Origin of the sequence: Tardiphaga sp. (assembly GCF_028290495.1) — a bacterium.
In the GTDB taxonomy this organism is placed as follows: Bacteria; Pseudomonadota; Alphaproteobacteria; order Rhizobiales; family Xanthobacteraceae; genus Tardiphaga.
The window spans coordinates 74,364-93,669 of the sequence record NZ_JAQGJT010000046.1; the positions used below are offsets into that span (position 1 = coordinate 74,364).

At 63.7% G+C, this 19,306-nt stretch carries 18 protein-coding genes; 9 read left to right on the forward strand and 9 right to left on the reverse strand.

The window, feature by feature from the left end; genetic code table 11:
• Positions 1–50: 50 nt before the first annotated feature.
• Both JWQ24_RS08700 and JWQ24_RS08705 read right to left on the reverse strand, forming a co-directional pair.
• On the reverse strand, positions 51–314 hold the full coding sequence (locus tag JWQ24_RS08700; RefSeq protein WP_299806686.1) for a hypothetical protein: 264 nt from the start codon (positions 312–314) through the stop codon (positions 51–53).
• On the reverse strand, positions 311–1,882 hold the full coding sequence (locus JWQ24_RS08705; protein ID WP_299806688.1) for a hypothetical protein: 1,572 nt from the start codon (positions 1,880–1,882) through the stop codon (positions 311–313). Before JWQ24_RS08705 ends, JWQ24_RS08700 begins: the two co-directional genes overlap by 4 nt.
• An 816-nt stretch (positions 1,883–2,698) precedes the next feature.
• Here JWQ24_RS08705 and JWQ24_RS08710 point away from each other — a divergent pair.
• Entirely contained in the window at positions 2,699–3,241 is a 543-nt protein-coding gene (locus JWQ24_RS08710; RefSeq protein WP_299806690.1) for a DUF4760 domain-containing protein, read from the forward strand.
• Here JWQ24_RS08710 and JWQ24_RS08715 read toward each other — a convergent pair.
• The 4 genes from JWQ24_RS08715 to JWQ24_RS08730 form a co-directional block, all read right to left on the reverse strand.
• Complete coding sequence (locus JWQ24_RS08715; protein WP_299806692.1) at positions 3,219–3,737, reverse strand: hypothetical protein; 519 nt, start codon at positions 3,735–3,737, stop codon at positions 3,219–3,221. The genes JWQ24_RS08710 and JWQ24_RS08715 overlap by 23 nt on opposite strands.
• Before the next feature lie 88 nt (positions 3,738–3,825).
• Entirely contained in the window at positions 3,826–4,104 is a 279-nt protein-coding gene (locus JWQ24_RS08720) for a hypothetical protein (RefSeq protein ID WP_299806694.1), read from the reverse strand.
• Between the two features lie 2 nt (positions 4,105–4,106).
• The gene (locus JWQ24_RS08725) at positions 4,107–4,313 is read right to left on the reverse strand and encodes an AlpA family phage regulatory protein (protein WP_299806696.1); all 207 of its coding nucleotides are present in this window, start codon (positions 4,311–4,313) and stop codon (positions 4,107–4,109) included.
• Positions 4,314–4,577: 264 nt separating this feature from the next.
• On the reverse strand, positions 4,578–5,897 hold the full coding sequence (locus JWQ24_RS08730) for a site-specific integrase (protein WP_299806698.1): 1,320 nt from the start codon (positions 5,895–5,897) through the stop codon (positions 4,578–4,580).
• 358 nt (positions 5,898–6,255) lie between these two features.
• Here JWQ24_RS08730 and JWQ24_RS08735 point away from each other — a divergent pair, with 358 nt between their 5' ends.
• The 4 genes from JWQ24_RS08735 (at position 6,256) to JWQ24_RS08750 (ending at position 12,666) form a co-directional block, all read left to right on the forward strand.
• Complete coding sequence (locus tag JWQ24_RS08735; protein ID WP_299806700.1) at positions 6,256–6,921, forward strand: protein-L-isoaspartate O-methyltransferase; 666 nt, start codon at positions 6,256–6,258, stop codon at positions 6,919–6,921.
• Between the two features lie 219 nt (positions 6,922–7,140).
• Positions 7,141–8,532, forward strand: a complete 1,392-nt coding sequence (locus tag JWQ24_RS08740) for a TolC family outer membrane protein (protein ID WP_299806701.1) — start codon at positions 7,141–7,143, stop codon at positions 8,530–8,532.
• 267 nt (positions 8,533–8,799) lie between these two features.
• A complete protein-coding gene (locus JWQ24_RS08745; protein ID WP_299806702.1) occupies positions 8,800–9,582 on the forward strand; it encodes a DUF2497 domain-containing protein in 783 nt (260 codons plus the stop codon).
• 210 nt (positions 9,583–9,792) lie between these two features.
• Positions 9,793–12,666, forward strand: a complete 2,874-nt coding sequence (locus tag JWQ24_RS08750; protein ID WP_299806703.1) for a valine--tRNA ligase — start codon at positions 9,793–9,795, stop codon at positions 12,664–12,666.
• Between the two features lie 165 nt (positions 12,667–12,831).
• On the opposite strand, the gene JWQ24_RS08755 is transcribed toward JWQ24_RS08750, so the two are convergent.
• Positions 12,832–13,434, reverse strand: coding sequence for a DNA-3-methyladenine glycosylase (locus JWQ24_RS08755; protein ID WP_299806705.1), 603 nt, complete (start codon positions 13,432–13,434; stop codon positions 12,832–12,834).
• A 100-nt stretch (positions 13,435–13,534) separates the two neighbouring features.
• Here JWQ24_RS08755 and lipA point away from each other — a divergent pair, with 100 nt between their 5' ends.
• Positions 13,535–14,494, forward strand: a complete 960-nt coding sequence (gene lipA / locus JWQ24_RS08760) for a lipoyl synthase (RefSeq protein ID WP_299806707.1) — start codon at positions 13,535–13,537, stop codon at positions 14,492–14,494.
• A gap of 7 nt (positions 14,495–14,501) precedes the next feature.
• The gene (locus JWQ24_RS08765; protein WP_299806709.1) at positions 14,502–14,963 is read left to right on the forward strand and encodes an SRPBCC family protein; all 462 of its coding nucleotides are present in this window, start codon (positions 14,502–14,504) and stop codon (positions 14,961–14,963) included.
• Positions 14,964–15,026: 63 nt separating this feature from the next.
• Here JWQ24_RS08765 and JWQ24_RS08770 read toward each other — a convergent pair whose 3' ends face one another.
• On the reverse strand, positions 15,027–15,647 hold the full coding sequence (locus JWQ24_RS08770; RefSeq protein WP_299806711.1) for a CinA family protein: 621 nt from the start codon (positions 15,645–15,647) through the stop codon (positions 15,027–15,029).
• Between the two features lie 2 nt (positions 15,648–15,649).
• A complete protein-coding gene (locus JWQ24_RS08775) occupies positions 15,650–16,831 on the reverse strand; it encodes a bifunctional 2-C-methyl-D-erythritol 4-phosphate cytidylyltransferase/2-C-methyl-D-erythritol 2,4-cyclodiphosphate synthase (protein ID WP_299806713.1) in 1,182 nt (393 codons plus the stop codon).
• Between the two features lie 235 nt (positions 16,832–17,066).
• Between JWQ24_RS08775 and dusB the strand changes: the two genes are divergently transcribed.
• Both dusB and JWQ24_RS08785 read left to right on the forward strand, forming a co-directional pair.
• The gene (dusB, locus tag JWQ24_RS08780; RefSeq protein WP_299806715.1) at positions 17,067–18,107 is read left to right on the forward strand and encodes a tRNA dihydrouridine synthase DusB; all 1,041 of its coding nucleotides are present in this window, start codon (positions 17,067–17,069) and stop codon (positions 18,105–18,107) included.
• Positions 18,104–19,306 (forward strand): nitrogen regulation protein NR(II), encoded by a 1,203-nt coding sequence (locus JWQ24_RS08785; protein ID WP_299806717.1) that lies wholly within the window; start codon positions 18,104–18,106, stop codon positions 19,304–19,306. The genes dusB and JWQ24_RS08785 overlap by 4 nt, the downstream gene beginning before the upstream one ends.

A 19,306-nucleotide genomic window follows, 5' to 3' on the forward strand; every position in this document is an offset into this window, starting at 1 on the left:
TTTCAAACGCTCGATAAGCTGTTCGTTTCTCAGATTCATTGCTGCCTCCCTCAATCAAGCTGCGCGAGAAATTCGTTGCGCCGCTCTGTCGCTTCCGTCGGCCAGTGCCCTTCGAGATCGGGCGCATAAACCGGGTGACGAAGCGCGATCATGTCGGGATAGGTGCCGAACGACCGGACTTGCTCCGAGGTCTTTCCGACCAGCGCGCCATCGAGCGCAGCCAGTTCGAGAAACGCCTCTCGAAACTCCGCCACCGCGGATGCGTATCGCGCACCAGCCGCCGTCCGCTGGTCGATCAAGTTGCGAATGCTCATGCCGCTGTTTCCTCGTTCGGTTTGAAGACGCCACGATCGATCCAATACTGCCGATCGTTGGGGTGAAATATTCCTTGAGCTGCCCAATATTCCGGCGGCTGTGAGGCGTAGCCAGTGCGCTCCGGCTGCTGTGCAAAGGGGCTGTTCTCGCTGTGACGATCCCGGGCGCCGTAGGTGCCAAAGATTGGAGCCGGCGGCATGAGCTTGTTCGCGTTGACGACGCACCACACGGCGCCGGCCGCGGCATTGATGAAGTCGTCATGCTCGCCGGGGAGGTGATCGACGCGCGCGCCGCGCAACACCAGACCGAGGCCCTGTTCCTGCAGCTTTGGCAGGTCGGGCAACTCGATCTCGCCGGCGTTCAGCTTCGGATCCATCTCGTCGTAGAGATCGGTCTTCGGCACCTTGCAGGGTTGATAGGTGATGCCCTGGCTTTCGAAGTCGTACCGGAACGTCAGGCCAGCGTAGGCGTCGCCTATGACGCGCCGGATGCCGTATTCCTTCAGGTGTTTGGCAAATCGCAGGACCGCATTTCGCGGGTTGAAGGGGACGTCACCGAGTTGCTTGACGATCAGGTCGACGATCGCCCGCCCATCCTCCTCATGCGCAATGGACAGGGTGGCGTCATCCGCGCTGCCGCCGCTCATATCGACGAAGCCGTGATACTTCAGCCGGGCGTCGTAGGGCAGCGTGACGCGGCCCTTGTCGATCGCCTTGATGAAGTTGTCGGGATCGAAGAACGCACCGTTCGGCGCGCCAGGCAGGTTGAGGTGCAGCCGGCGAAACTTGTGCGAGGGCAGCCGGCGCCGCTGCTGTTCGATGTAGCCCATGCCCTCCGGCCAGGACGACATGGAAGGGTTGGCTCTCCGTTCGGGGGAGAGGTCGGCCAGCGCGGGATCGGTACAGAACTCGCCGCTGTACCACGAGAACAGGAAGCGTGGATCGTCGCCCGCCTTGCCGCGCTCCTTTAGATCGTGCAGCGGGATGCCTGGGCTGTTCCAGAGGGTGTCATAGCTGGTGATCCACATGCGGGAGTCAAACCGCGTGGGGTCCATCGCCAGCGCTTCCAGCAGGTCGTAGTCGCGCCAGCCGTGGATCTCGTCGAGACCGAGGAACAGGTAGGTCTTGCCGTGTGCGCCGATACTGTCGCGTGCGGGGAGTATCTGCAGGAAGCCGCGGCCGTCGGTCCGCTTGATCTCCTCCGAGAACACCGTGACTTCGCCGCCGATCTGCGCGTCGTTAGCCTCGATCAGCTTCTTGGCAAGGCTGAGGTCGTCACCGGCCTGCTTGAGGTCGTTGGCGATGATGTAGCATTCGTTGCCCTGCGGACTGTCCAGGCAGAGAAGGCAGTAAAGGCCGGCCAGCACCAGGTCGGCGCTCTTCCAGTTCTTCTTGCCGCGGCCCGCCAGCACCATGTTAAACACCGGCGCGCCGTCATCCCGGAAGGTGTAGAGCGCCTGAATGAACAGCGCCTGCCGGTAGGGTTCGATCGTATCCAGCAGCGGACGGCCGTCGATCCACCGCAGGGTGGCGAAGAACTCCAAGGGGGAAGGGTGCTGCGGTGTCATCCTGCGGCCCTCAGGCGTTCCCGGATGGGCCGGATGGTGCGGGCAGGGGCGTCGCCTATGCGGAGCGAGCGGCGCGCCCTATCGGCCAGGTTCTCCGCTTTGATTAGGTCACCAGGTGCGACGGGCTCGCCTCGCAGTGACCGGGTCCGCAGCGCCTCTGCGGTGACCTGCAGCTCGGCGGCCCTCAGGACCGCGTCGTGCTTCATCGGGTCGAGCGTCCCGCCAAGTGCTGCGGTGAATAGGTCGATCACCTGCCGTACACGACGCGCGGCCGCGGTTCGCCCATCCAAGCCGGCTATCCAGCCGCTCCGCTCGCCAATCTGCGCCGTATCCGACATGCAATGTCCATCCACCATCCGCGCACCGAGCTGGTATCAAACCTGCTGTTTTCGCGGCGCGCGTGGCCCTCAAGTGGCCCCGGTTCTGGAATGCTGTCAAATCTCGCTTGGCAAACCTTTGTAAATGCTAGCATTACCCTTCATAGGACAACCGATTGAATAGCACTTGTTCCGTCACTCGGCGTTCGCTGGTGCTTGGTGCTCGACTGAGAGAGTCGCATTCGGCTGTGCGAGCGTCGTCCTTTGTGGTGCGGATGCTCAAGATTTGGAGTGACTATCTTGCTCGTCGCCTTCTTCCCCCTCCTGAAAATCATCTGGTGGGCCGAACCGCTTTGGTTCGGTCCCGGGGGTTCAAGGGGGGCCGCGCCTCCCTTGCCTTCCTCTTCCTTACTTTGAGACAGGTTCGTCGCTGATAGGTAGAATAGGAATGGGCGACGGACTTGTCTCACGACTGATGAGGCTGATTGGGGAATAGGGAATGTCAATTAACGACGTAGTGCCTTACGCACAAAGTTTTACAGCTGTTATAGCGACGGCTGCGCTCGGAGTGGCGTTTTGGTCACTCCAAGCGCAGAAGGCCGTAGCCCGCCGACGCGCTGCCGTCGACTTTTTCCTCAAAACGGACTTGGATGAAAAGCTGCTCGAAGCTTACTCGAGATACCGCACGGCGGCGCAAAAGTTGCCGCATATCGTCGATTTTGGTGCATTTTGTACAACCACGGATTTCGATGACATTCGAGGCTATCTAAACGTCGTCGAGCTCATGGCGGTCGGCGTTCTGAACGAGACCTTTGATGAGCGCATTTGCTACGTCTATTGGAAAGACTTCGTGATGCGGGTGATGTCGGATACTGCGAAACTGATCGACTATTTGCGCGAGATAGACGGGGAGCATTCCTACAGCAACTTCCGCCGGGTCCATTACTATTGGATGACAAACCCTGAACTTGCCATCCGCTGGGAACAGGGTGGCCGACCTCTGCGTAAAGGCCCCACTCTTACGGCGGCCCCTGGTTATTAGCAGCACAACCAACATTCTTCCGTCTGCGCATAAAGGTGGCTCGGCTGATGCCCTGGGCTTCCCATGGCTTGGTGCGGGATAGGCTATGGTCTGCAAGGTACTGCTGACGGCTTAGAGCGCCATTGGTAGCCCGCTTGAGCCGGGCGTTCTCTCGGTCGCGCTCACGCTTCCTTGCAGCCCTGCGCTTCTCTCTGGCGCGCTTGTCGACGTCGTAGGAGCCTATGGTGCGGATGCCGAGCCGAGTGCGGTCTGCGTCAGACAGGCGGATCTTGTCGGCGATCTGGTCGGCCTTGCCGATTCCATTGCGCTTGGACTTGCACACCCTCGCCACCAGGGCAGGGATCTCCAGATATTCGGGCGCCCATTTCTTGCACCAGAACTCTATCTGTCCCGTCATGTGATCGGGTGATGGCTCGCAGCCCCGGTCGATCGCCAACTGTCTGAAACACAGCGCGGCCGGCATTATGTACACGTCAGCGTCATCGGTGTCCGGCACGGTGCCGTGCCGATCACGAATGAGCTTTTCTATTTCTCGCAGGCGATGCGTGGCGTGGCTGTAGCCGCGTTTTGCAGGCCTGGATGAGCTATGAGCTGGTGCCGACGGCATCGGAGCCGATCTGCGGCTCGGCAGCCTTAAACAGGTTCGTTCGCGATGGAGTGATCAGTCCTTCACCGATTAGGCGCGTGGCAACTGCCAAGCCGATCATAGTCAGGCTGGTGGACGTGTGTTTCTTTGCTCGCCATCCGAGCGACGCCTTCGCAATATCGATTGCACTGGCGCCGGAAGGTGCCCGCTTGATCCTTTCCAGCACGCGACGATCTGCCTCTGGGTCAAGCCGGGAGGCGCCGGCGCTTTGAGCCATGCTCACGCCGCCTTCATGCTGGCATCGCGCTCGGCGATCTTGCTTTCGAGATAGGCGTCGATCTCGGCTTCGACGTAGCCGTATCGGCCGGGACCGATCGGGACGCGCTTGGGGAATTTGCCGGCCTTCTCGAGACGCCACAGGTGCGGCTTTGAGTAACCGATGCATTTGGCGGCGAGGGCATCGTAGGGAATGAGGCGCTTAGACATGACGATCTCCATTGTTGGAGGTCTCGTCGCGTTGCCGACACAGCGAAGACAAGCGGAGCGAGACCTGAAACCCTTTCGGGGACAGCCTCTCTCCGAGCCCCGCGTTGGGTGTTCGGTTCGCTTCCGCCTGCGGACGTCGCCGCTGCCATCAAGTGCGATGGTCAGCCCAAGTACCTGCCTTGGTTCAGCTCCCGCCCTCACCGGACGAGCCGCAGCACTTCAACTAGAGCGCGGGGGAGAACATAAGTCGAACGCCGAATCTCGTCAAGCCGTTGCGTGCAATTGTACGACATTGTTCGGACGGGGTGTCACGATGTCCCGCAGGCGCGCTGCCCATAGCTCCAACGCCTCGCGCTTCTCATCAAGGTAGTCGTGCAAATCGTAGGTGCCCTTGATACCGGGCCGGGCGTGCGCCAGCACCGCTTCGCGCGCTTCCTCAGTCACCTTGAGGCGAGACAACTGGCTGCGCACCGTGCGGCGGATGTCGTGATTGACGAAGTGCGGCAGCTTCACGTCGGCGGGATTGTCGCCGCGCTGTTTGGCGAGCGCGCGCAGGGTCAGCAGCATCCGGCGATCGAGGCGGTCTTTGATCTTCGTGCCGATCCAGGTTGAGCTCTTGCCGGCCGTGGTTGAGAACAGATACTTGCCATTCTTGAAGCGCGGCAGCGATTCCAGCAGCTCGATCAGCTCGGCAGTCAGAGGGACCGCATGGGCGCGGGCCTGCTTCTTACCGGCATCGCGGCCCTTCATCCGCTCCGCAGGAATCACCCATACCTTCTCCCGCATGTCGAACTCGGACCATGACGCGTCAACGGCCTCATTCAGCCGCAGGGCGGTCAGGCAAAGCATTTGATAGGCGGGGCCGATCGGGTAGGGCATGCGGCCCGCGGCGCGCCACAGGGCAAACAGTTCGTCAGCAGACAGGATGCGAGCGGCCGATCGCGGCATCTCTCCCAAGATGTCCGTGGCGCGGATATTGGCGCAGGGCAAGACGGCGAGGCCGTATTCGGGCTGTGCCGTGGCCCAGCGAAAGAATCGCTTCACCAGCGCCAACAGGTTGCGGGCGCCGACCTTGCCGTCCCGGCCCTTGGCTTTGATGAGGGATGCAACGTGCTTGTCGGTCACGTCGGTGATTGCCAGATGGCCCCACTTGGGCAGCAGGTCGCGGCGGATCTCCCGCTCGACGTCCTTGCCCTTACGCTCGCCCGGCAGCTTGTCGCGAATGAAGTCGTCGGCAACGGCAGCGAACGTCGTCTGTCGTTTCTGCAGCTCGGCATCGCGCTCGCGCTGCGCTTCGTTCGCCGGGTCGACCCCCTTTTTCACGAGCTCACGCCACCGGCGGGCCTTCTCCCGGGCGTCGGACAGGGTGAGGTCGTCGCACTTTCCGATCTCACGCCGGCTGGGGCTCTCGCTGCCCGGGAAACGCGTCCGCAGAATGAAGGTGCGGCTACCAGTGTCAGTCACGCGCACGCCAAAGCCCGGGACCATGGCGTCCATGACCTGATAGCGCTGGCCCGGCTTCGCAGCTTTCAGCCCGCCGATCTTGGTCGGGGTGAGGGTAACGCGATGGTCTGTCTTTGGCATTTGGGGCCTCTTGGGGGCCACTTAAACGCGCAATGCGATGTGGCCCGGTGAAAGGCAATGTGAGGGAATATCACTGAAAAGTCAATGATTGTAGGGGCTTCTGAGAAGTGCGGAAACGGAATGAGAAGCTATGAAATGGACGGGCACCCGACTGTTAATCGAATGGTCGCTGGTTCGAATCCGGCCCGGGGAGCCAATATCATCTGCTGCGGCGGATATGTTCGACAAAGCCGATGCACATGCCGGCAAGTCTTTTGATCTCTTCCTATCAGTGTTCCTGCAACAGGCTTCTTGCAACAGGCTCCCCCCTGCCGTAATTCCTCAACGAGGAACTTCAGCCGCTTGCAAGGGATCGCCCATGTCCGACTTTTCAACCGCCCGCCAGAAAATGGTTGATGGTCAGGTGCGTCCCAGCGACGTAACCGATCTGCGCATCCTCGACGCCTTGCTCGCGGTGCCGCGCGAAGACTTCGTGCCGACCAGCCAGCGTGCGATGGCCTATCTCGACATCGACCTCGACATCAGCGCGCCGGGCGGCGCCAAGCGCTTCCTGATGAAGCCGGTGGTGCTGGCCAGGATGCTGCAGGCCGCCGAGATCACCGCCACCGACAACGTCCTCGTGGTTGGTTGCGCCACCGGCTATTCCGCGGCCGTGGTGGCGCAGATCGCCGGCCGAGTCACCGCCACCGAGGAAGATCCGGCGCTGGTCGGCAACGCCGCCGATTGCCTGTCGGGGCTTGGCTCGACCAATGTCGTGTTCAAGGCGGCGATGGCGGTTGATGGCTGCGCCGCCAACGGGCCTTATGACATTATCGTCCTCGTCGGCGCGACGGAAATTATCCCCAGCAACCTGTACCAGCAGCTAGCCCCGGGCGGACGTCTGGTCGGCGTATTCGCAATGACTCAGCCGCAGCGTGCGATGATCGTGACCCGTAGCGGAGACGACTACGGCAACCGGGCGTTGTTCGATGCTACTGCGCCGGTATTGTCCGGCCTCGAACGGCTGCCGGCGTTCGTTTTCTGAAGCGGCTGGGGGCGTCCCGACGGTAACATAATCTTAACCAAAAAAATCAAGTGTTGCTCGGATGTCCCATTGCCCAAGTTTCGGTCGGGAGATCCCTGCGAGAGGTTCCGTCTCGCGGTTGCGGGGCATAAGGTGAGTGGAGACTCACAGACGAGAAATCGGTTCCTGTCGCTGTAATTTGTGGCAAGATCGGTGAACGGCATGAATGGAATACCTGGGATGGCTGGCGTGAAAGTTCTCACCGGAGCCGCTGCGGCGGCACTTCTGCTAGCATTTGTCGGCTCGACTCCGGTGTTGGCGGAGACGATCGAGGCGTCGCTTGTGCGGGCCTACCAAAACAATCCGCAGCTCAACGCCCAGCGCGCCTCGGTGCGGGTCACCGACGAGAACGTGCCGCAGGCGCTTTCGGGCTACCGTCCGCGCGTCGCGGTGACGGCCAGTGCCGGCTATCAATACAGCGACGTTCTGTCCGGCACCGCCGGCGCGACGGCGCATCTGACCGGCGCCCAGGTGCCGCGCGCGGTTGGCGCAACGGTCACGCAGACCCTGTTCAACGGCCAGCAGACGGCGAATCGCACCCGTGCAGCCGAAGGGCAGGTGTCCTCGGCCCGCGAAGGCCTGCGCGTGCTGGAACAGTCGGTGCTGCTGGCGGCCGCCACGATCTACATGGACTATCTGCGCGATGCCGCGATCGTCGAAGTGCAGAAGAGCAATACCCGCGTGCTCGAACAGACGCTGAAGCAGACCCGCGATCGCTTCAACGTCGGCGAAGTCACCCGCACCGACGTCGCGCAGTCCGAGGCGCAGCTTGCCGCCGGTCGCACCCAGCAGCTGACCGCCGAATCCAACCTCACCACCACGCGTTCGAACTTCCGCCGCATCATCGGCATCGAGCCGAACGCGCTGGCCGCCGGCTCGCCGGTCGATCGCTTCCTGCCGCCGACGCTGCCCGGCGCGATCGATCTCGGCCTCACCGAAAATCCGAACGTCACCGCGTCGATGTTCGGCATCGATGTCAGCTTCCTCAATGTGAAGGTCAACGAAGGCGCGCTGTTCCCGACCGTGACGCTGCAGGCCAGCGCGCAGCAGGCCTATGAACAGACGATCTCGGTGCCGCGCCAGTTCAGCGCCGCCGCCGTCGCGCAGGTTTCGGTGCCGATCTATCAGGGCGGTGCGGAATACGCGCTGATCCGGCAATCCAAGGAAACGCTGGCTCAGCAGCGCCTGGCGCTCGAGCAGGTCCGCGACCAGACCCGCGCCAGCGTGGTGCAGGCCTGGGGGCAGCTGCAGGCCGGCAAGGCGCAGGTGTCGTCGGCGCAGGCGCAGGTGCAGGCCTCCGAAATCGCTCTGAATGGCGTTCGTGAAGAAGCCAAGGCCGGACAGCGCACCACGCTCGACGTGTTGAACGCGCAGCAGGCGCTGGTGAATGCGCGCGTTGCGCTGGTCACCGCGCAGCACGATCGCGTCGTTGCTTCCTACGCCGTACTCAACGCCGTGGGCCGGTTGTCGCCGACGGTGCTCAAGCTCTCCACCACCGTCTATGACCCGAGCGTTCATTACCACCAGGTGCGCGACAGCTGGGTCGGTGTTCGCACCCCCGACGGCCGCTGATCGCAAAAGCCGCATGTCTTGTCGCAGGGGCCGCTTCGGCGGCCCTTTGCTTGCAATCAATTGTTGCGATGACGTACCTTTCCCAGAGGTAGCAGAACGATTCGTAACGTGATCGGCGTCACGTTGGTGTCTTCTGTCGATCAGGCGGCGCTGGATCTGGGGACAAGTCGGGCGTGGGATATGAAAACTCCGGCCTGCGTCCGAGAACCGACAAATCCAGCCCTGTCTGGTGTAAACTAAGAGAGCGTTGATGATGCGGAGTCGGAAATGACGCAGCCTGCAAAGGTCCAAGAACCCTCGATGGAGGAGATTCTGGCGTCGATCCGGCGGATCATCGCCGACGACGAAGCTAAGCCCGCTGTCGTAGAGAAGCCGGCCGCCGCCGCGCCGCCGAAGGCCGTGCCGCCGGTCGCCGCCGCGCAGCCGAAAGCGGCTATGAACGACATCCCTCCGTCCGCCATTCCGGCCGCGCAAGCGGCTGCCGCCAAAGCGGCACCGGCGCCTGTAGCGCCGAAGCCCGCGCCGCCGCCGCCGGCGGCGGCCCCCGCCGTGAGCAACAGCCAGGACGACATCGACGCGATGCTGGCCAGCTTTGACGCGGTCACGACCGAGGAAGACATCCGGCCATCTTCGCCCGACGCCGACGTGTTCGAACTGACTGACGATATGGTCGTAGCGGACGCGGAGTTGGAACCGGAGCCGTCGTTCCAGCACATCGAGCCCGACGACGATCTCGAATTCGCCGAAGCGGTCGCCAGCCAGGAGCGCCCGCGAGCGCCGATGTTCGATCCGCCGTCCTTTGATGCGCCACATGCCGCGCCTCCGGTGACGCCGCAGCAGATTCTGTCGCAAACCACTGTGTCCGCCGTCGAATCCGCGTTTCATACGCTGGCCAACACGGTGCTGAGCAACAATGCGCGGACGCTGGAAGATCTCGTCAAGGAGATGCTGCGGCCGATGCTGAAGTCCTGGCTCGACGACAACCTGCCGGGCCTGGTCGAGCGCATCGTCAAGTCCGAGATCGAGCGCGTCTCGCGCGGCGGCCGTTAGAGCCTTTTGGCTTGACGCGTTTTCTTAACGCGAACCGGCAGCCACTTCGCTCGAAAACGCTGTCGACACCGACACTGCTCCCGCGGCCTTCCTTTGGCCGCTGCGGCTGAATAAACTGGCATATATTGACTTGCGCGGCGCTGGAAGGCTTCTAGCGGCGTCGGCATGCCTTGGCTGCCCCCGCAAAACTCCTGACCTGATTGCATTGTCATGATCGAAAAGAATTACCAGCCCGCCGACATCGAAGTCCGGATCGCTGCCGCCTGGGAACAGGCCGGCGCGTTCAAGGCCGGCCGCGCCGATCGCGTCGACGCCGAGCCCTATACGATTGTGATCCCGCCGCCGAACGTTACCGGCTCGCTGCACATGGGCCACGCGCTCAACAACACGCTGCAGGATGTGCTGTGCCGCTTCGAGCGCATGCGCGGCCGCGACGTGTTGTGGCAGCCGGGTACCGACCATGCGGGTATCGCGACCCAGATGGTGGTCGAGCGCCAGCTGATGGAGCGCAAGGAGCCAGGCCGCCGCGACATGGGCCGCGAGAAATTCCTTGAGCGCGTCTGGCAGTGGAAGGCCGAGAGCGGCGGCGTCATCGTCAACCAGCTGAAGCGCCTCGGCGCCTCCTGCGACTGGTCACGCGAGCGTTTCACGATGGACGAGGGGCTGTCGCGCGCCGTCGTCAAGGTGTTCGTGCAACTGCACCGCGAGGGCCTGATCTACAAGGACAAGCGCCTTGTGAATTGGGATCCGAAACTGCTGACCGCGATCTCCGATCTCGAAGTGCAGCAGGTCGAGGTCAAGGGCAACCTGTGGCACCTGCGTTATCCGCTCGAAGGCAAAACCTTCAACCCGGAAGATCCGACCTCGTTCATCGTGGTCGCCACCACGCGGCCGGAGACGATGCTGGGCGACTCGGCCGTGGCGGTAAACCCGGACGACGAGCGCTACACGCATCTGATCGGCAAGCACGTGGTGCTGCCGCTGGTCGGGCGCCTGATCCCGATCGTCGCCGACGAATATTCCGATCCCGAAAAGGGCTCCGGCGCGGTGAAGATTACGCCGGCGCACGACTTCAACGATTTCGAGGTCGGCCGCCGCCACAACCTGCCGCAGATCAGCATCCTCGACATTGAAGGCAAGCTCGCGCTCGCCGACAACGAGGACTATCTGCGCGGCCTGCCGCAAGGCTCCGGCGAACTGGTCGAGGAGTTGCACGGCCAGGATCGCTTCGTCGCGCGCAAAAATATCGTGGCGCGGCTGGAAGACTTCGGCTTCCTCGAGAAGATCGAGCCCAACACGCATGCGGTGCCGCATGGCGATCGCTCCGGCGTGGTGATCGAGCCCTATCTGACCGACCAGTGGTACGTCGATGCCAAGACGATGGCGAAACCGGCGATCGCCGCCGTGCGCTCCGGCGCGACGGAATTCGTGCCGAAGAACTGGGAAAAGACCTATTTCGAATGGATGGACAACATCCAGCCGTGGTGCATTTCGCGCCAGCTGTGGTGGGGCCATCAGATCCCGGCCTGGTATGGCCCGGACGGCAAGGTGTTCGTCGCCGAGACCGAGGAAGAGGCCGTCGGCCACGCGCTCGGCTATTACGTCGAGCAGGAAGTCATCACGGAAGAGCAGGGCCATGACATGGCGCTGGATCCGGCATTGCGCGAAGGCTTCATCACGCGCGATGAAGACGTGCTCGACACCTGGTTCTCCTCGGCGCTGTGGCCGTTCTCGACGCTCGGCTGGCCCGACGACTCGACCGACGTCGAGCGTTACTACCCGACCAACGTGCTGGTCACCGGCTTCGACATCATCTTCTTCTGGGTTGCCCGGATGATGATGATGGGCATGCACTTCATGAAGGAAGTGCCATTCCCGACGATCTACATCCACGCCCTCGTCCGCGACGAGAAGGGCGCCAAGATGTCGAAGTCGAAGGGCAACGTCATCGATCCCTTGAACCTGATCGACGATTACGGCGCGGATGCGCTGCGCTTTACGCTGGCGGCGATGGCCGCGCAGGGCCGCGACATCAAGCTCGCGCCGCAGCGCGTCGAGGGCTATCGCAACTTCGCAACCAAGCTTTGGAACGCCAGCCGCTTCGCCGAGATGAACGAGTGCGCGCTGCCGGCCGGTTTCGATCCGACCAAGGCGACCGAAGTCGTTAACCGCTGGATAGCGCACGAGACGTTCAAGGCGACGCGCGAAGTCACCGAAGCGATCGAGGCCTATCGTTTCAACGACGCTGCAGGCAGCGCCTATCGCTTCGTCTGGAACGTGTATTGCGACTGGTACCTCGAACTCGCCAAGCCGGTGATGATGGGCGAGGATTCGCCCGCCAAGACCGAGACCCGCGCCATGGTCGCTTGGGCGCGCGACGAGATCCTCAAGCTGCTGCATCCGTTCATGCCCTTCATCACCGAAGAGCTGTGGGCCGTGACTGCGCCACGCACCGGTCTGCTGGCGTTGACGCCGTGGCCGCGCAAGGCGCGCGGCATCAGCCGCGAGCAGGAAGCGCTGATCATCGCCGCTGCGTCCAGCGATCCGCTGGCGGCGCCGATCTTGCTCGGGGGGTCTGAAGCTCCAGCTGATTTCAAGGATGACGCTGCCGAAACCGAGATCGGCTGGGTGGTCGATCTGGTCACCGCGGTGCGTTCGGTGCGCGCCGAGATGAACATCGTGCCGGCGACGTTGACGCCGTTGGTGCTGGTCGGCGCCTCCGCCGGGACGCAGGCCCGCGCGCTGCGCTGGAGCGACGTGATGAAGCGCCTGGCGCGCCTTGGCGAAATCTCCTTCGCCGACCGCGCTCCGGACGGCGCGGTGCAGCTGCTGATCCGCGGCGAAGTTGCCGCCTTGCCGCTGAAGGGCGTGATCGATCTCGGCGCCGAGCAGGCGCGCCTGGCCAAGGAACTGGGCAAGGCCGAGGCCGATATCAAGCGCGTCGATGCGAAACTCTCCAACGAGAAGTTCGTCGCCAACGCGCCGGCGGAGATCGTCGAGGAAGAGAAGGAAAAGCGCGCCGAGGCCGCCGCCCGCAAGGCGAAGGTGCTGGAGGCAATGGAGCGACTGAAGAGCGCTGTGTAAGGCCGTTCTCTCCGCCGCCATTGCGAGGAGCCCTTGCGGCGAAACAATCCAGTCCTACGCTTGTGGCTCGGGATTGTTTCGCGGAGCCTGTCATCGGGCCGGCGAAGCCGGATCCGGTGGCTCGCAATGACGGGGTTCTAATTTCGGTGGGAATGCCGCAACCGATCACTTCGCAAACGGCTTACTCAGAAACTTCGAACCGCGCAGTCCGTAGCGCCACGGCAATTCCACGCCCTTGGTGAGGCCGATGCGGGTGCCGGAGACGACGTCGGGCGCCTCGCTTCGCGCCAAAATCTCGAACGGCGGTGCGTCCAGCGCCAGCGCGTTGTGCGCGATGCTGATGCCGAGCGCCTGGCACAGTTTTCCCGGTCCCGAACACAGCAGCCGTTGATTTTCGACGCCGCGCCGGGCCTGCATCTCGGCCAGTCCGAACGCCGGTTCGATCGCCCGGATCAGCACGGCACTTGCCGAATCCTCGAGTTCGCAGACGAAATTGACGCACCAGTGGATGCCGTAGGAGCGGTAGACATAAGCGTAGCCGGGCGGCCCGAACATCACCATGTTGCGCGGCGTCGGCCCCCGGAAGGAGTGCGCGGCCGGGTCGGTGTGATGATAGGCCTCGACCTCGACGATGACGCCGCCTATGCCGTTGACCAGCAGTGTCGCGCCGATCAGTTCGGGCGCGGCTTCGTGCACGCTGCGGGCGAAGAAAGCGCGCTTCAGCGGCTTTCCCGGTTTGTGCCCGTTCGGTGTGCGGTTTTGAGCCATTCTGGCCGATATGCTAGGATGCAATGCAGGGCAAGGCGAGGGCGGGTTGCGGCCGCGCGCCCGGCGGATTACCTAGAGCTTCACTCAGAACGGACAGTTCATGGTCGTCGTCCTCGATACAGTTTCCCATACCCAGTTGCGCCCGCGCCACCCCGAAAAGGTGAACCGGCCGGATTCGCTGTCGCCGCCGAAACCGGACTGGATCCGGGTCCGCGCGCCGACCAGCCGCGGCTATGGCGACACCCGCAAGATCGTCAAGGAAAACGGCCTCGTCACGGTGTGCGAGGAGGCTGGCTGCCCGAATATCGGCGAGTGCTGGGACAAGAAACACGCCACCTTCATGATCATGGGTGACACCTGCACACGCGCCTGCGCGTTCTGCAACGTGAAGACCGGAATGCCCGGCGCGCTTGACGCCGCCGAGCCGGAGCATGTCGCGCTGGCCGTGTCGAAGCTCGGCTTGCACCACGTCGTCATCACCTCGGTCGACCGTGATGATCTCGCCGACGGCGGCGCCGAGCATTTTGCGCAGACGATTCGTGCGATCCGCGCGGCGTGCCCGACCACCACGATCGAGATTCTGACGCCGGACTTTCTGCGCAAGCAGGGCGCACTGGAAATCGTCGTCGCGGCCAAGCCCGACGTGTTCAACCACAATCTGGAAACCGTGCCGTCGGGCTATCTCACGGTGCGGCCGGGCGCGCGCTATTTCCATTCGCTGCGCCTGCTGCAGCGGGTCAAGGAAATCGATCCGACCATCTTCACCAAGTCCGGCATCATGGTCGGCCTCGGCGAGCAGCGCCACGAGGTGCTGCAGGTGATGGACGACATGCGTTCCGCCAATATCGACTTCCTCACCATCGGCCAGTATTTGCAGCCGACCCGCAAGCATCACGTGGTGTCGCGCTACGTCACCCCCGATGAGTTCGCCGGCTATGAGAAGGTCGCCTACACCAAGGGATTCCTGATGGTGTCCGCGAGCCCGCTGACGCGTTCGTCGCATCACGCCGGCGAGGATTTCGCGAAGTTGCAGGCCGCGCGCGCGGCGCTGGCGCGCTGAGTCGACGATGCCGCAATTTGCCAACAAGCGCCGCGTCCGCCACAGCGCGAGCCGGATGTTCGATCTGGTCGCCGACGTCGAGCGTTATCCGGAGTTCGTGCCGCTGTGCAAGGCGCTGAAGATCCGCCAGCGCACCACCAAACCGGACGGCACCGAGGTGATCGTCGCCGACATGACGGTGTCGTTCAAGCTGGTGCGCGAGGCCTTCACCAGCCGCGTCACGCTCGACCGCGCCGCCGGCAAGATCATGGTCGAGTATCTGCAGGGCCCGTTCAGCCACCTCGAGAACCGCTGGACCTTCGAGCCGAAGACCGAGACGAGCTGCGAGGTCGGGTTCTTCATCGCCTATGAATTCAAGAGCCGCATGCTCGGCATGCTGATGGGCACGATGTTTGACGCCGCCTTCCAGCGCTTCGCCGCAGCGTTCGAGAAGCGCGCGGATCAGGTGTACGGGGTCAAAACAAGCTGAGGTCTCGTTCCCCGGACGCGGAGCGGCATAGAATGCCGCATCGTTCCGGGAATCGATGAACAGTTACTTCTCAGTCTTCGGCTTCGTCGGCGCCTTCACCAGCCTGCGCTTGACCGCAGTTCGTCGTGGGCTGCGCGCCACGCGCGGCTGGGCGAGGCTTGTCACCGCAGCCTTCTTGGCCGGCGGCTTGGGTCCGCGCGCTTGTTCGGTCAGCATGCGCAGGGCTTCAAGCACGGAGCGTTGCCGCACCTGACTACGTCCGATGGCGCCGAACCGGCATTCCTTGTGCAGGATGCGGCCGTCGCGCGCGGCGACAGCCAGATGCACCAGCCCGACCGGCTTGCCCGGCGTCGCGCCACCGGGGCCGGCAATGCCGGTGATCGATACGGCCAGATCGACATCGGCCTCTTCCAGGGCGCCCACGGCCATCTGGATCGCGGTCTCCTTGCTGACCGCGCCAAAGCTCTCCAGCGTGGTTGCCTTGACGCCTAGCATCGCGCGCTTGGCGGCGTTGGAATAGGTGACGAAGCCGCGATCGATTACGTCGGACGAGCCGGGAATTTCGGTCAGGGCCGCAGCGACCAGGCCGCCGGTACAGGACTCGGCGGTGGCGATGGTCAGCTTGCGGCCGCGGCAGAGATCCAGCAGCGCGCGCGACAGGGCCCTGGGGTCGCTGCCGCTCATGCTCAGTCCGTCCAGGGCAGGCGGATGGTGGCCGCCGCCGTCGCCGCGATGCCTTCCTCGCGGCCGGTGAAGCCGAGCCGTTCGCTGGTGGTAGCCTTCACCGCGACGCGCGAAAGCGCCACGCCGGTGATCTCGCTGATGCGCGCGCGCATGACATCGCGCAGCGGGCCGATCTTCGGCCGTTCGCAGATTAGTGTGACTTCGAGATTGGCGATGCGGCCGCCCCGCGCTGTGACACGATCGACGGCGTATTTCAGGAACTTGTCGGACGCAGCGCCCTTCCACTTGTCGTCGCTGGGCGGAAAGTGCGAACCGATGTCGCCGTCCGCCAGCGCGCCGAGGATCGCGTCGACCAGTGCATGTAGCCCGACATCGCCGTCGGAATGCGCCAGGAAGCCGCGGGTATGCGGCACGCGGACGCCGCAGATCATCAGGTGATCACCGTCGCCGAACGCGTGCACGTCGTATCCCGTGCCCATGCGGATATCGCCGAGGGCGGCGGCCAGGCGGGATTCCTCGCGCACGAAATCTTCCGGTGTGGTGAGCTTCATGTTTGCAACATCGCCTTCAAAGGTTGCCACCGTCAATCCCGCCCATTCGGCGAGTGCGGCGTCGTCGGTGAAATCGCTGCGACCTTCGCGCGCCGCGCGACGATGCGCCTCGAGGATGACATCAAAACGAAACGCCTGCGGCGTTTGTGCGATGCGCAGCTGCGCGCGGTCAGGTGTGGCCTCGACATGGCCGGTGACGCCGACCTGCTTGATCGTGTCGGTGACGGGCACCGCGGGCACCGCGGCGCCCGTGAGCTGCGCCGCAGCAATCGCGCGGGCAATCAGGGCAGGGGTTACGAACGGCCGCGCGGCGTCGTGGATCAGCACGATGTCCGGCGCGTCACCGGCGAGCGCTTCCAGGCCGGCATGGACCGAGGCCTGCCGGGTCGCGCCGCCGGAGGTCGGCGCATGGTACTGCAGATCCGCGACTGCCTCGTTGAACATCACGGTGTCATCGGGGTTGAGGACGGGTTGCACTGCAAACACATCGGGATGCCCACAAAAAGGCTCCATCGCTCGCGAAATCACCGTGCGGCCGGCGATGCTTCGGTATTGCTTGGGGCCGCCCGCGCCGGCACGGAGGCCGCGGCCGGCGGCGACGATAATGGCAGCAGTTTTCAGGGTTTCGGTCATCATGTTCAGCTGGGTAAGGGGGCACACGGCAGGCGCACAGCCCTTAGCACGCTGACACCAGAAGACAGTATGATTACATTCTCGTGGACCAATAATCACGCATTGCTGCGCTGCACTTGCATATTGGTCAGATCTGTCTAAACTGTAGGCAAGACGATTGACTGCACAACAAATGTGCGCATTATGCCCCTATGCTCGCAATGTAGCGGGCATCCAGAGAACGACGAGTAGGTCTGTGACCGCCCCGAACTCCGCCCCTCACCGGCCCCTTCGCATTGGCGACATCGAAATCGCCAACCGCGTTGTGCTGGCGCCGATGACGGGGATCACCGATGTGCCGTTCCGCCGCCTGACGGCCGAACTGGGCGCCGGGCTGGTCGTATCAGAAATGACGGCTAGCGCCGATCTCGTCAATGGCAAGCCGGCGTCCGTATTGCGCTGCGAGGCGACCGGGCTCGGCCCGCACGTCGTGCAGCTGGCCGGCTGCGAGGCGCGCTGGATGGCCGAGGGCGCGCGCATCGCAGAAGCCTCCGGTGCTGATATTATTGACATCAACATGGGCTGTCCGGCCCGCAAGGTCACCGGCGGCACCGGCCAGTCCGGCTCCGCGCTGATGCGCGATCTTGACCACGCGCTGAAGCTGATCGAGGCGACCATCGCCGCCGTGAAAGTGCCCGTGACGCTGAAGATGCGGCTCGGCTGGGACGACAACAGCATCAACGCGCCGGAGCTGGCGCGCCGCGCCGAGGCGGCCGGCGTGCAACTGATAACCGTGCACGGCCGCACCCGCTGCCAGTTCTACAAGGGCGAGGCCGATTGGCGTGCCGTCCGCGCGGTGCGCGAGGCCGTCGCCGTTCCCTTGCTGGTCAACGGCGACATCACCTCCTACGACCGCGCCGTGACCGCGCTGGAAATGTCCGGCGCCGATGCGGTGATGATCGGGCGGGGCGCTTATGGGCGGCCGTGGCTGCCCGGCCAGATCGCGCGCCGTTTCGAGACCGGGATTGCCGAGGCCGTGCCGACGCTTGCTGTGCAGCTCGGCCACATCCGCCGGCTCTATCAGGACATCCTCAGCCATTACGGCGTCCGCGTCGGCCTGCGCCATGCGCGAAAGCATCTCGGCTGGTCGCTCGACGCCGCCGCTGCCAGCGGTGACGCGCCGGACGCGGCGCTGAAGAATTGGAAACAGACCATTTTGACCTCGGAAGACCCCGCCTTCGTGCACCGCCAGCTTGGCGATGCGTTTGACGATTTCGCATGGAGTGCCGCCGCATGACCGCAGTTGCCGGCCAACGCCGTCCCGTTCCCAGCGACAGTGAGGCGATACTCAATGCCTTGCCCAACCCGGTGCTTCTGATCGCGCCCGACGGCAAGATCATCGACGCCAACATGGCCGCCGAATCCTTCTTCGAGATTTCGACCCAGTTCCTGCGGCGGCAATCGCTGAAGGAACTTGTGCCGTTCGGCAGCCCGCTGCTGGCGCTGATCGATCAGGTCCGCGCTTCCGGCTCACCGGTCAACGAATTCAAGGTCGATCTCGGCACGCCGCGGATAGGCCGCGACCGTCAGGTCGATCTGCATGTCGCGCCCTTGACCGAGCGCCCCGGCCATATCGTCGTGATGCTGCAGGAGCGCACCATCGCCGACAAGATGGACCGCCAGTTGACCCATCGCAGCGCAGCCCGCTCGGTGATCGCGCTGGCGGCGATGCTGGCGCATGAGATCAAGAACCCGCTGTCCGGCATCCGCGGCGCCGCACAGTTGCTGGAGCAGGCGGCATCCTCCGAGGACCGCATGCTGACGCGGCTGATCTGCGACGAGGCCGATCGCATCGTCACGCTGGTCGATCGCATGGAAGTGTTCGGCGACGACCGCCCGGTGACGCGCGGCCCCGTCAACATTCATTCGGTGCTCGACCACGTGAAGCGGCTCGCGCAGTCCGGCTTTGCCCGCAACATCCGTTTCATCGAGGATTACGACCCCTCGCTGCCGCCGGTGCTAGCGAACCAGGACCAGCTGATCCAGGTGTTCCTCAATCTGGTCAAGAACGCCGCGGAAGCCGTTGCCGAGCTCGGCAATGATGGCGAGATCCAGCTCACCACCGCCTTCCGGCCGGGCGTTCGGCTATCGGTGCCCGGTAAAAAGTCCCGCGTCTCGCTGCCGCTGGAGTTTTGCGTCAAGGACAACGGTCCCGGCGTGCCCGAAGACCTGTTGCCGAATCTGTTCGATCCCTTCGTGACCACCAAGCCGACCGGAAGCGGCCTGGGTCTTGCATTGGTGGCGAAGATAGTCGGCGATCACGGCGGGATCATCGAATGTGAATCACAGCCGCGAAAGACGACCTTCCGGGTGCTGCTGCCGATGTTCAATCCCGCCAAGAATTTCGACGACAAGCCTATCGACGACAAGAACCTGGATCCGAGCAACGGCGATGTCCCGGCGACATCGGCGCACACCTCGCAAGATGCACGATGA

Coding starts and splice junctions, on each gene's coding strand:
- JWQ24_RS08700 (WP_299806686.1), bottom strand. CDS start 314: ATGAGCATTCGCAACTTGATCGACCAGCGGACGGCGGCTGGTGCGCGA.
- JWQ24_RS08705 (WP_299806688.1), bottom strand. CDS start 1,882: ATGACACCGCAGCACCCTTCCCCCTTGGAGTTCTTCGCCACCCTGCGG.
- JWQ24_RS08710 (WP_299806690.1), top strand. CDS start 2,699: ATGTCAATTAACGACGTAGTGCCTTACGCACAAAGTTTTACAGCTGTT.
- JWQ24_RS08720 (WP_299806694.1), bottom strand. CDS start 4,104: ATGGCTCAAAGCGCCGGCGCCTCCCGGCTTGACCCAGAGGCAGATCGT.
- JWQ24_RS08725 (WP_299806696.1), bottom strand. CDS start 4,313: ATGTCTAAGCGCCTCATTCCCTACGATGCCCTCGCCGCCAAATGCATC.
- JWQ24_RS08730 (WP_299806698.1), bottom strand. CDS start 5,897: ATGCCAAAGACAGACCATCGCGTTACCCTCACCCCGACCAAGATCGGC.
- JWQ24_RS08735 (WP_299806700.1), top strand. CDS start 6,256: ATGTCCGACTTTTCAACCGCCCGCCAGAAAATGGTTGATGGTCAGGTG.
- JWQ24_RS08740 (WP_299806701.1), top strand. CDS start 7,141: ATGGCTGGCGTGAAAGTTCTCACCGGAGCCGCTGCGGCGGCACTTCTG.
- JWQ24_RS08745 (WP_299806702.1), top strand. CDS start 8,800: ATGACGCAGCCTGCAAAGGTCCAAGAACCCTCGATGGAGGAGATTCTG.
- JWQ24_RS08750 (WP_299806703.1), top strand. CDS start 9,793: ATGATCGAAAAGAATTACCAGCCCGCCGACATCGAAGTCCGGATCGCT.
- JWQ24_RS08755 (WP_299806705.1), bottom strand. CDS start 13,434: ATGGCTCAAAACCGCACACCGAACGGGCACAAACCGGGAAAGCCGCTG.
- lipA (WP_299806707.1), top strand. CDS start 13,535: ATGGTCGTCGTCCTCGATACAGTTTCCCATACCCAGTTGCGCCCGCGC.
- JWQ24_RS08765 (WP_299806709.1), top strand. CDS start 14,502: ATGCCGCAATTTGCCAACAAGCGCCGCGTCCGCCACAGCGCGAGCCGG.
- JWQ24_RS08770 (WP_299806711.1), bottom strand. CDS start 15,647: ATGAGCGGCAGCGACCCCAGGGCCCTGTCGCGCGCGCTGCTGGATCTC.
- JWQ24_RS08775 (WP_299806713.1), bottom strand. CDS start 16,831: ATGACCGAAACCCTGAAAACTGCTGCCATTATCGTCGCCGCCGGCCGC.
- JWQ24_RS08785 (WP_299806717.1), top strand. CDS start 18,104: ATGACCGCAGTTGCCGGCCAACGCCGTCCCGTTCCCAGCGACAGTGAG.